The organism is Phyllobacterium sp. (assembly GCF_037994425.1).
Classification (GTDB): domain Bacteria; phylum Pseudomonadota; class Alphaproteobacteria; order Rhizobiales; family Rhizobiaceae; genus Phyllobacterium.
In genome coordinates this window covers 1-11,717 of record NZ_JBBNAM010000390.1, presented here as the reverse complement: position 1 = coordinate 11,717, position 11,717 = coordinate 1, and the positions used below count along the sequence as shown (strand labels likewise).

At 57.5% G+C, this 11,717-nt stretch carries 10 protein-coding genes and 1 pseudogene; 6 read left to right on the top strand and 5 right to left on the bottom strand.

Annotated features, from left to right (window positions below; translation table 11 throughout):
• Window positions 1–200: pseudogene (locus AAAB35_RS26050) on the top strand (hypothetical protein); the annotation flags it as partial.
• Window positions 201–342: 142 nt separating this feature from the next.
• On the opposite strand, the gene AAAB35_RS26045 reads toward AAAB35_RS26050, so the two are convergent.
• The 4 genes from AAAB35_RS26045 to AAAB35_RS26030 all read right to left on the bottom strand — a co-directional run bounded on the left by AAAB35_RS26045 (window position 343) and on the right by AAAB35_RS26030 (window position 4,011).
• Window positions 343–1,128, bottom strand: coding sequence for a FadR/GntR family transcriptional regulator (locus AAAB35_RS26045; protein WP_340671241.1), 786 nt, complete (start codon window positions 1,126–1,128; stop codon window positions 343–345).
• A gap of 66 nt (window positions 1,129–1,194) precedes the next feature.
• Window positions 1,195–2,475 (bottom strand): TRAP transporter large permease, encoded by a 1,281-nt coding sequence (locus tag AAAB35_RS26040; protein WP_340671240.1) that lies wholly within the window; start codon window positions 2,473–2,475, stop codon window positions 1,195–1,197.
• Window positions 2,476–2,480: 5 nt separating this feature from the next.
• Entirely contained in the window at window positions 2,481–2,996 is a 516-nt protein-coding gene (locus AAAB35_RS26035) for a TRAP transporter small permease (protein WP_340671239.1), read from the bottom strand.
• Between the two features lie 64 nt (window positions 2,997–3,060).
• The gene (locus AAAB35_RS26030; RefSeq protein ID WP_340671243.1) at window positions 3,061–4,011 is read right to left on the bottom strand and encodes a TRAP transporter substrate-binding protein; all 951 of its coding nucleotides are present in this window, start codon (window positions 4,009–4,011) and stop codon (window positions 3,061–3,063) included.
• 339 nt (window positions 4,012–4,350) lie between these two features.
• On the opposite strand from AAAB35_RS26030, the gene kduI reads away from it, so the two are divergent.
• The 4 genes from kduI to AAAB35_RS26010 all read left to right on the top strand — a co-directional run bounded on the left by kduI (window position 4,351) and on the right by AAAB35_RS26010 (window position 8,972).
• Entirely contained in the window at window positions 4,351–5,190 is an 840-nt protein-coding gene (kduI, locus tag AAAB35_RS26025) for a 5-dehydro-4-deoxy-D-glucuronate isomerase (protein ID WP_340671238.1), read from the top strand.
• Entirely contained in the window at window positions 5,187–5,951 is a 765-nt protein-coding gene (gene kduD / locus AAAB35_RS26020) for a 2-dehydro-3-deoxy-D-gluconate 5-dehydrogenase KduD (RefSeq protein ID WP_340671237.1), read from the top strand. Before kduI ends, kduD begins: the two co-directional genes overlap by 4 nt.
• A gap of 9 nt (window positions 5,952–5,960) precedes the next feature.
• Window positions 5,961–6,299 (top strand): cupin domain-containing protein, encoded by a 339-nt coding sequence (locus tag AAAB35_RS26015; protein ID WP_340671236.1) that lies wholly within the window; start codon window positions 5,961–5,963, stop codon window positions 6,297–6,299.
• Between the two features lie 234 nt (window positions 6,300–6,533).
• Window positions 6,534–8,972 (top strand): glycosyl hydrolase family 28-related protein, encoded by a 2,439-nt coding sequence (locus AAAB35_RS26010; protein WP_340671235.1) that lies wholly within the window; start codon window positions 6,534–6,536, stop codon window positions 8,970–8,972.
• A gap of 7 nt (window positions 8,973–8,979) precedes the next feature.
• On the opposite strand, the gene AAAB35_RS26005 is transcribed toward AAAB35_RS26010, so the two are convergent.
• The gene (locus AAAB35_RS26005; protein ID WP_340671234.1) at window positions 8,980–10,557 is read right to left on the bottom strand and encodes a CHAD domain-containing protein; all 1,578 of its coding nucleotides are present in this window, start codon (window positions 10,555–10,557) and stop codon (window positions 8,980–8,982) included.
• Between the two features lie 138 nt (window positions 10,558–10,695).
• Here AAAB35_RS26005 and AAAB35_RS26000 point away from each other — a divergent pair, with 138 nt between their 5' ends.
• On the top strand, window positions 10,696–11,610 hold the full coding sequence (locus AAAB35_RS26000) for a bifunctional helix-turn-helix transcriptional regulator/GNAT family N-acetyltransferase (protein WP_340671242.1): 915 nt from the start codon (window positions 10,696–10,698) through the stop codon (window positions 11,608–11,610).
• The last annotated feature ends 107 nt before the right edge of the window (window positions 11,611–11,717 follow it).

The following is an 11,717-nucleotide window of genomic DNA, read 5'->3' as shown; positions in this document are numbered from 1 at the left end:
GCGCCGGTGACCTGCAGATGGTGTCGGTGCTGCTGAGGTTGAAAGGATCGGGTATGCTCAACGAATACCCGAACCTCTCCGCCTATGTTGCCCGCGGCGAAGCGCGGCCCGCATACAAGCGTGCTTTAGACGCTCAGTTGGCGGTTTTTGCCGCCGCATCGAACGGCCGACAAAGGTCGTCTGGCCAAAACCCGACATAGGAAGCTCGCACCTGACTTCGCGCGCTCTCCGCGAAAACAATCGTCGGCCGGCGCTATCCGTCGTGAGCGCGTTGCTACCGCGGCCTTGCCTTAAATGAAACGGAGCACGCTCTACGGTTGAACTGCCATCTGAAGCTGTCTGTCACGAAGCGCCGCGCTGCTCATACAACGCCCGTCGCTCCCGCAGCCTTGCTCTGTACCGCTCCTGGCTGGCAGACAGATGCTCTCGCATAGCACTTCTGGCTAAATCGGCGTCGCCCGACAGAATGGCGTTCATGATGGCCAGATGTTCCTTTTGCAATCCCGCCTGGTAGTTATATGAGAGAACGTCCTCGGTGGCCCAAGGCGAGGTCACGTCGCAAGGTATGGTTCTCGCGCCGAGGGCATCCAGCAGTTCGACATAGACCGGATTATTCGTCGCGCCGGCAATCGAGCGGTGAAAGGCGAAATCGGCCTTTCCAGTCGGCTCCCCCAAATTCAAAAGTCGATCGAACTCGAAGAACGCCTCCTGAATTTCCGCCTCCTGCGACGAGTTCTTGCGAACAGCCGCCAATGCAGCGCTCTCCATCTCGATCGCCATGCGAACTTCGAGAACGTTGAGTGCACTCGATAGATTATTGGGAATATCGGAGCGCAGCATGGACTGCGGCGCAATCACAGGCGATTCCGTGACGAATATCCCGGCGCCTTGCCGCGACTCCACGAGACCGTCCGCAGCCAGTGCAGCGATCGCCTCGCGAATGACCGTGCGGCTGACACCGAAGGTCTCGGCGAGCTGACTTTCCGTCGGCAGTCGCTGGCCGACTGCCACCTGGCCCGAGAGAAACTGCTGGCGCAAAGACACGATGATACGCTCCGACAGCTTTTGCCTGTGGGCTGTCTTCAGTTCCGAAACGGCGGGGTTCACGCTAGCGACCAAGGTCTTCATTCAAGCTCTGTCGTTTCCCAAAGATATAGCCGCACATGGCTACAGACAATCGATTCGTACTCCGGCTCATTTGAACAGATTTGGCAAAAAGAGCGAGATCGCCGGGATATAAGTCACAAGCAGCAAGACGGCTATTGCCGCCGCATAAAACGGGCAGATCGTCTTGATGGCGGTCCAGATCGAGATCTTGCCCACAGCACATCCAACGAAAAGAACCGCACCAACGGGCGGCGTGCACAGACCGATACCGAGATTGAGGATCATGATCACGCCGAAATGGACCGGATCCATCCCGAAGGCTGTGACGACCGGCAAGAAAATCGGTGTGGTAATGATGATCAGCGGCGACATGTCCATGAAGGTGCCGAGAAACAGCAGGATGAGGTTGATCATCAGGAAAATGATCAATGGATTATCGGTCAACGACTGCATGAACTGGATCATGTGCGTTGGCACCTTCAGGAACGCCAACAGCCAGCCGAAAGCGGCTGCCGTTCCTATGATCATCAAGACCATCGCCGTCGTGCGAACCGCACCGAGCGTCGCCTCGACAAACGCCTCCCAGGAAAGCGATCGATAGATGAAGGCGGTAACGAGGGCTGCATAGACGATTGCGATGCAAGAGCTTTCCGTAGCGGTAAAGACGCCCGAGCGTACGCCGCCAAATATGATTCCAATGAGGATCAATCCCGGTATTGCGGCGATGGCCATATGTCCAATTGCGGCAAAGCCAGGAAACACGCCTGTGGGATAGCCGCGTTTACGCGCTACCAAATAGGCAGCAATCATCAGTGCGACGGCAAGTAGCAGACCCGGAATGATGCCGGCTGTGAAGAGGTCGGCGATGGAAATGCGGCCGCCGCCGGAAATAGAATAGATGATCATGTTGTGCGATGGAGGGATGAGCAACGCAATAATCGCGCCAACGGCGGTGACATTGACCGCGTAATCGACGTCGTAGCCGCGCGCCTTCATCTGCGGAATCATCAGTCCCCCGATGGCGGATGCGTCAGCAATGGCAGACCCGGAAATTCCTCCGAACATTGTCGATGCTGCGATATTGACCTGCCCAAGTCCGCCGCGCAGGTGTCCGACAAGTGACCCCGCCAACGCCACCAGCCGCGCGGCGATACCACCGCGTACCATCAAATCCCCCGCGAAAATGAAGAACGGAATGGCCATGAGCGACGAGATGGTTACCCCCGCAATTAATCGTTGAAAAACGATGACCGGAGGCAACCCCAAATAGAGCACTGCGGCGAATGTCGATACGCCAATACAAAATGCGATTGGGGTTCCAATGGCAAGTAGAAGCACGAATGTGCAAAAGAGGATAAGCAACTCCACCTGGATTACCCTTCGAGATTTTCGAGGACTGGTTCAACACTACCAAGGCGCTGCAGCAGGCGCTCCACGGTGAACAGGCACATCAGCGCGCCACCCGCAACCAGGGGCAGATAGCTGGTACCTCCTGGCAGTTCGAGTGCCGGTAGCGTCGTATTCCACGTTCCCATGACAAGCTGCATCCCGCAGACGACCATACCGGCGCCAAATCCAAGCACCACCAGGTCGGAAAGACTGCGCATGATCGACTGGGCGCGCGGCGTTCCGATCGCAAGGAGCACATCGAAGCCGAGGTGATAGCCCTCACGGACGCCAATCGCCGCGCCGAGAAAGATGAACCATGTCATGAGCATGGTCGATGCAGCTTCTGTCCAACTCGGACTCGAGTTGAGCACGTAACGGCTGAAGACCTGATAAGCGATCAACACTGTCATCAGCACGAGGCCAATACCGGCAAGCCAAAGCGCCAGCTTGCTGATGACATTGAGGAATCGGACCGTAGGGGAGAGGACCAGAGCGGTCATGTATCTTCCTTTCAGCGACCAGGAAAGACGCTCGAACCGGCGACTTTCCTGGCGCGCCTGTTTGTCACTGCACGGCCTGAACGCGGTCGTAGAGAGCCTTCATCTCCGGCGTTTTCAGATACTTGTCATAGACGGGCTTCATCGCATCGATGAATGGCTGTTTATCGACTTCAACGACTTGCGTTCCACTTTCTTCAACTTTAGCACGTGAGGTCTTCTCGGCAGCTTCCCAAAGCTCGCGTTGTTTCTTGACGCTGTCCTTGGCTGCCTGCCGAACGATTTTCTGATCCTCGGGCGTGAGCTTGTCCCAAGTCGCCTTGGAGATTGCCAGGATCTCGGGCACGATCAAATGCTGGTCGAGGGTGAAGTACTTCGCTACCTCGGAGTGTTTCGACGATTCATAGCTGGGCCAATTGTTCTCGGCGCCGTCGATCACGCCGGTCTGGAGGGCGGAATAGACCTCACCATAGGGCATCGGCGTGGCGTTCGCGCCGAGCGCATTGACGAGATCGACGAATATGTCCGACTGGATGACGCGAAGTTTCAAGCCCTTCAGATCGGCGACCGATTTGACCGGGTGCTTGGCATTGTAGAACGATCGCGCCCCGGAGTCGTAGAAGGCGAGCGCGACGAGATTGTGCTTTTCGAATGCCGCCAGGATTTCATCCCCGACTTCGCTGTCAAGCGTTTTGCGCATGTGCTCGGTGGAGCGGAAGACATAAGGCAGGGACGGAACGATCGTCTCCGGCACCATGTTGTTGAAAGGCCCCATCGAGACCCGGATCATGTCGATCACGCCGAACTGTGCCTGCTCGATGACGTCCTTCTCCTCGCCGAGTTGGCCGGAATGGAACACCTCGATGGCGTAGCGCCCGTTCGTGCGTTCTTTCAACAGGTCGCTCAAATACTTCACCGCTTCGACGGTGGGATAGCCATCCGGATGCGTATCGGATGACCTGAAGACAGTCTGTGCACTTGCCGAAGAAAAGGTGACTGCGACCGCAAATGCCAGCATCGCACCGAGCTTGAAGTTTAGCGCCATGAAATCCTCCCGAGATATTCACATCCGGCCCCCATAACCTCCCTGGCGGAAGCCGTCGTCTTGCAAAATCCGTAGAGCGCTCAACGATATCTGTCAACATAATGTTTTCGATTAGTCTGAAACTCATATGATGAATTTTTAGCGGAAATATGAGCGTTTTGAAAAATTGTGTCCGATAAAATTCAGTTGAATCACGTGCTTGCCGCCATTTTGGTCTCTGCTAAGTGGAAACTTATCTTGCTTGTCTACGTTGATTGTCTTGTCATCGCCAATATGTATGATAAGAAAACACATGCTGGCATCGGAGGAATCATGGATCATACCCACAGCAATCGTTTCGCAATCGACCCAGTTGCGGCCGCAGGCTTCAACACCACCCAGTTGCGCGAACATTTCTTGGTCACACCCCTCTTCGTGCCTGGCGAAGTCGCGTTGCATTATACGCATTATGACCGGATGATCGTCGGCGGCGTCGTTCCCGGAGCTGCGCCATTGCGATTGGAGAATATCAAGCCAACAGGAACGTCATCGTTTCTGGAGCGCCGCGAACTTATTGTCGTCAATATAGGCGGCGCCGGAATTGTCATCGTGGACGAAACGGAATTCGAGTGCGGGTCGCGTGATATGGTCTATGCGGGCATGGGTTCGCAAGTCGCCTTCAAATCCGCCTCCGCCGACCTTCCTGCGAAGTTCTACCTTCTGAGCGCCCCCGCCCATGCCAGCCATCCGGCACGGCACATCGGTATCAAGGACGCGCGCCGGCTTGATCTCGGCTCTATAGAAACGAGCAATGAACGATCAATCTACCAGTTCGTTCATCCGGAGGCGGTCAAGACCTGCCAGCTTGTGGTCGGCATAACCACCCTCGCGCCCGGATCAGTGTGGAATACAATGCCTTGCCACGTGCATGACCGGCGAATGGAGGCCTATCTTTATTTCGATCTGGCGGAAAATGCGCGGGTCGTGCATTTGATGGGGCAGCCGAACGAGACGCGTCATCTGGTCGTGAAGAATGAAGAAGCCGTGCTCTCGCCCGGCTGGTCGATTCATTCCGGCGTCGGCACTTCGAGCTACACCTTCGTGTGGGCAATGGCGGGAGACAATGTCGATTACACCGATGTTGATCCGGTCGCGATGGAGGACCTTCGATGAACGGCCTTGGCTCATTCGGCCTGCATGGAAAGAACGTCGTCGTAACCGGCGCGAACACCGGCATCGGTCAAGGCATCGCCTGTTCGGTTTCCCGGGCGGGTGGAAACGTCATCGGCGTGGGCCGATCCGACATGAGCGAGACTGCCGGATTGATCGCGACGGAAGGCGGGCGGTTTACCGAGCTCCGGGCGGATCTGGGCGATGCTAAGACTGCCATGGAAGTGATCGACAAGATCTGGCGGGAAACTGGACCCATCAATGGCCTCGTGAACAATGCGGGCATCATCCGGCGCGCCGACGCGGTAGATTTCACTCTTGAGGATTGGGACGACGTCATGGACGTCAACCTGCGTTCCGTCTTCTTCATGTCGCAGGCGCTTGCCAAGCACATTTTTGCTGAAGGCAGGTCGGGCAAGATTGTAAACATCGCCTCGATGCTGAGTTTCCAAGGCGGGATAAGGGTCGCATCCTATACGGCATCGAAATCGGGCCTGGCTGGCATCACGCGTCTCCTCGCCTGCGAGTGGGCAGCAAGGGGCATCAACGTCAATGCGATCGCGCCGGGCTACATCGTGTCGAACAACACGGAGGCATTGCGCAGCGATCAAGCCCGCAATGAAGCGATCCTTGCAAGGATTCCGGCCGGAAGATGGGGCGAGCCCCGGGACATTGGCGATCCGGCTGTCTTTCTTTTGTCGAGTGCGTCGGACTACATGCACGGCGCAACCATTCCGGTCGATGGCGGCTGGCTGGCGAGATAGGAGACGTTAATGTCCGAAGTCAAACTGTTCACCCAGGCCGATGAGATTCCCTGGACGATTCTTGAGAATGGCAACCGCAGGCGCGTTGTCGTCTACACAGACGAACTCATGCAGGTCGAGTTTGATTTCGATGAGGGTGGCATCGGCGAATTGCACTCGCATCCGCACGTGCAAGCAAGCTACGTTGCCGAGGGCCGGTTTGAAGTGACCGTCGATGGGAAAACGTCGATCATCGGCATGGGAGGCAGCTTCATCGTGCCCTCGGGTGCAATTCATGGAGTAAGAGCGATCGAGAAAGGTCGCCTGGTCGATACCTTCACGCCGCATCGGCAGGATTTGCTTGATTAGCCTGACACACGGGCGTCAATGCCGACATGATGTTGGCGGCCAACCGAATTAGCGACTTGTGTGTGTGGGTGCCCGAATATCGTCATATCTTATGGAAACGGCACCCCTCCACGCTCACGTTGCTACGAGATCTTCCCCTCGAGGGATCACGTTCAATTTATCATTCGACTCCTATCAAAACGCCGCGCGGTCTGGCTTCATGCAAGAACAATGCAAGGGCGGAGTTATTGGGGAATGCGCCGTTTCGCGAGGTCAATCCTGAACCTGGTCGCAGGCCCGATGATGTTGATTGGCATCTTGGGCATTGCTCACGCGGCTCCCACGGCGCCGGCAGGCAATGGTGGTTCGGCTGCAGCGCTAACGCAACGCGCAGATCCGCCCGATTTCGGCTTTCCCGTTCCGACTCCCGAGCCGCCATTGCCACCGGCGATCGATCGCTTTGAGGCGCCCACCTTTGAGGTAAGCCCCTCTGGTCCTGCCATCGCAGAGATCTCGCGGACCGCGGGGCCAGACGAAATCGTCTCGATGACCGGCATTGGCCTTGACCAGCGGGTCGGATTTGAAATTTACGCGCAGGCGCCAACCGGCTTGGAGGGCTCTTTCCTGACAGCAAAACCGCTGCGCGCCGACGAGACCGCTGCAACGCTTCTCTTGCCGGACTCCTTGCCGGCGTGGTCGATGTATCTTGTCTGGCCGCAGCGTGACGGAGCCCGCGGCAAGCCATTTGCCATCAATCGCACCGAAGCATGGTGGCTCGGTCCGGACAACGTGGTGCCCACGACGACGATTTCCCTCCACGGTCGCAACCTTTCGCAATCGAATGGCACGTCGGTATCCTTCGTCTATATCAAGCCGGCAGATGCGCCCGGTCAATTTGTAACGCCCACTGCCGTGAACCCCTTCAGAGTAGATTTCAAGGTCCCGGACCTGACGGCCGGTTCGTACGAGGTCTGGGCCCACAATGGCCATGGCGGCCGCTTCGGCTGGAGCGGTCCGCTGACATTGCGCGTCCTCGCCAAGTCACCGTGGGCCGGGCAGGACGAGCAAGTCCTCGACGTCAAGTCGTTCGGCGCGACCGGCAACGGTACCAACGACGATACGGCAGCAATCGAAAAGGCTCTCGCTGCGGCTGCTGCCAAGGCGCCGTCGACGGTCCTTTTTCCAGCGGGCGCATATCTCGTCTCCGCCGCCCTGAGAGCGCCTGACAATGTGCGCTGGCTCGGTGCCGGGATGGACAGCACCGAAATCCGGCTTGGTGTGAACTTAGGTGCCAGTATGATCACGGGCGCGGGACACAACGCGCAGTTCGAGCGCCTTACCCTCGACGCCAATGGAAACACCGGCTCCAAGCCGCTCTTGAACATTCCGTCCAGTGCCAATCTGCGGCTGCAATCGGTGAGGCTCCTCGCGTGGAACATTCCAGCGCTGGAAACGGACGCCTCGTCCGGCATCTATATTGACGGTTCGGAACTTATCGAAAATGGATCGTTCTATGGTAGCAGCCGTCAGATATTCATGACCAACAACCGCTTTCGCATGACCGGCTACGGCGAGTCGGTTGTTGCTCTTTGGGGCGGCCGCGACTTTTCCATGATCGGCAATGATCTTGCCAATGCCGATGAGAACCGTGACGACGGCCACGGAATTGGGCGTTTTTTCATCGCACAGGCGCATTTTGGCAGCTTGAAAAACCTGTATTGGGAGGGCAATACCTCCCACAATGCCGCGCCGCACGACTGCAAAAAAGTTGATTGCAACAAGGGCGAACAGATCTGCTTCGAGATGGTGGGCAGTGCTCTCAAGGACGGATTCGTCACGGCGACGCCCACAAGTGCGACGTTCAAGGAACTTTCTGCTTCTGACAAGCCGGGAGGCGCGGATCTCGTTATCGTCGGCGGCAGGGGCGCAGGTCAGCGCCGCCACATCCTCGGCGTAGAAGCAAACACGGCGACATTGGATAGGCCCTGGAACGTCGTGCCGGATCGTTCCAGCCGCTTCGCTTTGGCAAGTGTTGCGTCGCAGATTGCGGTCTATAAAAATCGCTTCGAGGGGCGGCCGAGTTTTAGCCAGCACGACTCTGATTCCACCGCGGTCCTCCTCTATGGCAACGTCTATGACGCAGTCGTGGACAGCAACCAGATTTCGCAGATGCGGCACGCAATGATGACTGTTGCATTGGTGTCAACGGCGGGCCTTAGCCCTTACTTCCTGCAATACTCGAACAATATGGTGAGCGATAGCAATAGCGGCCTCTATGTCGGAACCACATTCACGGACAAAGGGGCGGAGGGCGTCTGGGGCGGTCTCGGCAACATCTACCGCAAGAACACGTTCGATCGGCTCGCCTATATCGGCGTCGAGTACGAAAGCTGGAGTTACGAGGGCGCGGATTACAACGGTACGGTCTTCGAGGGCAACAGGTTCAGGAACCTTCCCTACGGGTTCATCGATGCCTTCCGGCTGATGTGGACCTATGATGGAAACTTCAAGGAAGCGCCGAGGCGAAGCTCGCGCAAATATAACACCATTCTTTACCGCAACAGCTTCGATCGCGGTGCGGCGCCGCTGCCGCGGAGCATCGGGTTCAAGTCATTGCAGCCCGTCAACACCTGGCTGAACATCGATTCGACCTGGACGGGCTTCGCCTCAGGAAATAGCGGTCCATCTGAATGAGGTGACGCTAGTCTGAAAATAGCGGCTGCCGCTCAAACTTTTTCCAGTCGCTTTGCAATTGACCGGCCTGTGCAAGTTGATGGCATCGTTGCCAGCCGATGACCGCACCGATCGCGCGGTGAACGCCGGGTTCCGTCGTTTTTTCCGTGAGTTGGTGAAGTAGCCCACGTGACGTCGCAATGTCGTTTTCGGCACCAAGGGAATCTTGCAGATTTGCCAGGCGCTTCAAATATTTGCTCGTCCCTCCGTGCCCGGCATAGAGCGGCAAAAAGAATTCGGTGGCGTAGCGCAGCTTCTTCAGTGTTATGCGCAGCTTGTGCCGCTCCTCTGGCTGCAATTGGCGAAAGTGCCGGCCAAGCTTGAGCGCCTTGCGCTCGATGCGGCCAAGGGCCCGCGCACCAAGCTTACCGACTGGTTCCGAAAGAATGCCCAGGGTTCCGGCGCTGATGTCGTTGCGCCAGCTGCGCTGTCCAATCACCAAGCCCAGTGAGAGGAGAAAGCGATTGACGTTCGGCGAGGCGAGTACTTCCCTCGCCTTGACATAGGCCTCGTCCCTGAAGGGAAGCGAAGCCATCCGCAAGCCGGCAAATTCGACATCCTCCAGCTCTGCTTTTTCGAGCGTCGAGACGGTCGAGGCAATGAAGACTTCCCAGTTCCGCGCCGGTCCGAGATTGCTGGCGAGCTGCTTCGCCTCGGCCTCCAGCGCCGCCAGCGCCGGCGCGCCGATCTCGCGACGCAGCAGCCAAAGCAATGTGCGCAAGCGGCGCAGCCCAACGCGCAATTGGTGAACGCCATCCGGTACCTCGCTAAGCTCGGCGGGAACGAGATTTGCCAAAATCTGCTGATGACAATTGCCAAGGAGGCTCGCAATGGCGTCATCGACAATATCATCGCGGCGAATGCTTGATTGCGTTGCCTTGACCGCCTTTGGCACCTCTACGCCGGCAAGCGTATAGCCGCGATCGGATTTTGTCTGAACACCGAGCCGCAACGGCTCCCACTCCATCAGGCTGAGGCCAAGTTCATAGAGGGCAGCAGGGCGCCCCTGCTTCAATTCGAGCTCCACCTCCGAAATTGGCAGTTGCCGCGCGCCGGCCTCGACTTTCCCATCATCAAATGCAACCTCTATTTGAGCGCCCGGAACATCGACCATGAGTGCATGCCGACGCACATTGGTGGCAAAGGTCGGCACGAGGGCTTGCGGGTCGAGCTTGTCGAACGGCGCGCCGATCTCCTCCAGCGGCAGGGCGCCGAGATCGGGCGTCATCGATGCAACCGGCGTTTCCCATTCGCGGCGTGACAGCGATCCGGTCGAAACGATGCGCTTGACAGTCTGGGTGAAGCTACGGCCGGTTCGCCTGACCCGCAACGTCAGTCCGGCCTCGTGCAACGCATGGTCAGCCGTGTCAAAGTAGACTGCATCGAGCCGGCGGATGATGCCTTTGTTGCGCGTGGGAAGCCGCTCCAAGGCCCGCTCGCGGAACGTAGCAAATCTTTCGGCAGCAACAAGCAGTTTAAGCTCCGTCTCGACCGTGGTGCTCTCCACGCAGTCACCCGCCACGGGATTGCTTGTGATCGCATCCATCGTTGTCATCATCACCCCTTTGAACGCTAGAGAGCATATCACTTGCTTGACGGCAACACCGCATACTTCCGTTTGAAGCGCGCTTGCAGGAAATTGGAATGTATTTTATGTTGTCACTGACAACATTGAGATGACGCCATTAACGCCGTAGAAGAATTCCGCCAGTTTAACCGTTTCTTTACCAAGGAAATCGGGCTCCTCGACAAGCATCTGCTCGCCAGCGACTACACGCTGGCCGAGGGACGCGTTCTGTACGAACTCGCCAAAAATGGCGAACAGACCGCGGCTGATCTAGGCCGGAGCCTTGCCATGGACAAAGCTCACCTCAGCCGGATCGTCGCGAGATTCTGCAAGCGCAAGCTCATCCGTATCCGTATCAACCCCGCGCATGGAAAGCAGCGCTTGATCGCCCTGGCAACGGCAGGCGAAAAGGCATTTGCAGCGCTTGATCTCGGCTCGCAACAACAAATCGAAGGGCTGATCGCGCCGCTCTCCGCAACCGCGCGCGCACAGCTTGTGGAGTCCATGCGCCATATACATACCATTCTCGATGTCGCGGCTCCGCGGCCTCGGGACGTCACCTACCGTGATTTATGTCCGGGCGATATCGGCTGGATAATCCATCGGCAGATGGTGCTCTATCACGAGGAATATGGCTGGGACTGGACCTATGAAGGGCTGGTCTGCGACATCCTCAGCAAGTTCGTCGCGCATTTCGATGCAGACCGCGACGCTGCGTGGGTAGCCGAACATAATGGGGCAATTGCGGGATCGATCTTTCTCGTCAAGGGCGATGAGGAGGGTGCCGCCAAGCTGCGGCTGCTCTACGTTGAACCGTCCGCGCGCGGTTTGGGCATTGGCCGCGAACTCGTTGCGAGGTGCATCGAAGAGGCGCGGCGCAAGAAGTATCGGCAGCTCAAGCTTTGGACGAATGACATACTGGTCTCCGCCCGCCGCATCTACGAGGCCGCAGGTTTCCGGCTCATCGACGAAGAAAGGCACCGCTCTTTCGGCCATGACCTCGTCGGCCAAACCTGGATGCTCGATCTTTAGGCGAGTTTTGCATGGCAGCAACGCTTTGGGGTTCTCACGACAAATTGAATAAGGGCCAAAATTTTTTCTCGGCTGAGGCAAGCTGTCATCTTTTTATTGCCTAGCAT

Coding starts and splice junctions, on each gene's coding strand:
- AAAB35_RS26045 (WP_340671241.1), bottom strand. CDS start 1,128: ATGAAGACCTTGGTCGCTAGCGTGAACCCCGCCGTTTCGGAACTGAAG.
- AAAB35_RS26035 (WP_340671239.1), bottom strand. CDS start 2,996: ATGACCGCTCTGGTCCTCTCCCCTACGGTCCGATTCCTCAATGTCATC.
- AAAB35_RS26030 (WP_340671243.1), bottom strand. CDS start 4,011: ATGCTGGCATTTGCGGTCGCAGTCACCTTTTCTTCGGCAAGTGCACAG.
- kduI (WP_340671238.1), top strand. CDS start 4,351: ATGGATCATACCCACAGCAATCGTTTCGCAATCGACCCAGTTGCGGCC.
- kduD (WP_340671237.1), top strand. CDS start 5,187: ATGAACGGCCTTGGCTCATTCGGCCTGCATGGAAAGAACGTCGTCGTA.
- AAAB35_RS26015 (WP_340671236.1), top strand. CDS start 5,961: ATGTCCGAAGTCAAACTGTTCACCCAGGCCGATGAGATTCCCTGGACG.
- AAAB35_RS26010 (WP_340671235.1), top strand. CDS start 6,534: ATGCGCCGTTTCGCGAGGTCAATCCTGAACCTGGTCGCAGGCCCGATG.
- AAAB35_RS26005 (WP_340671234.1), bottom strand. CDS start 10,557: ATGGATGCGATCACAAGCAATCCCGTGGCGGGTGACTGCGTGGAGAGC.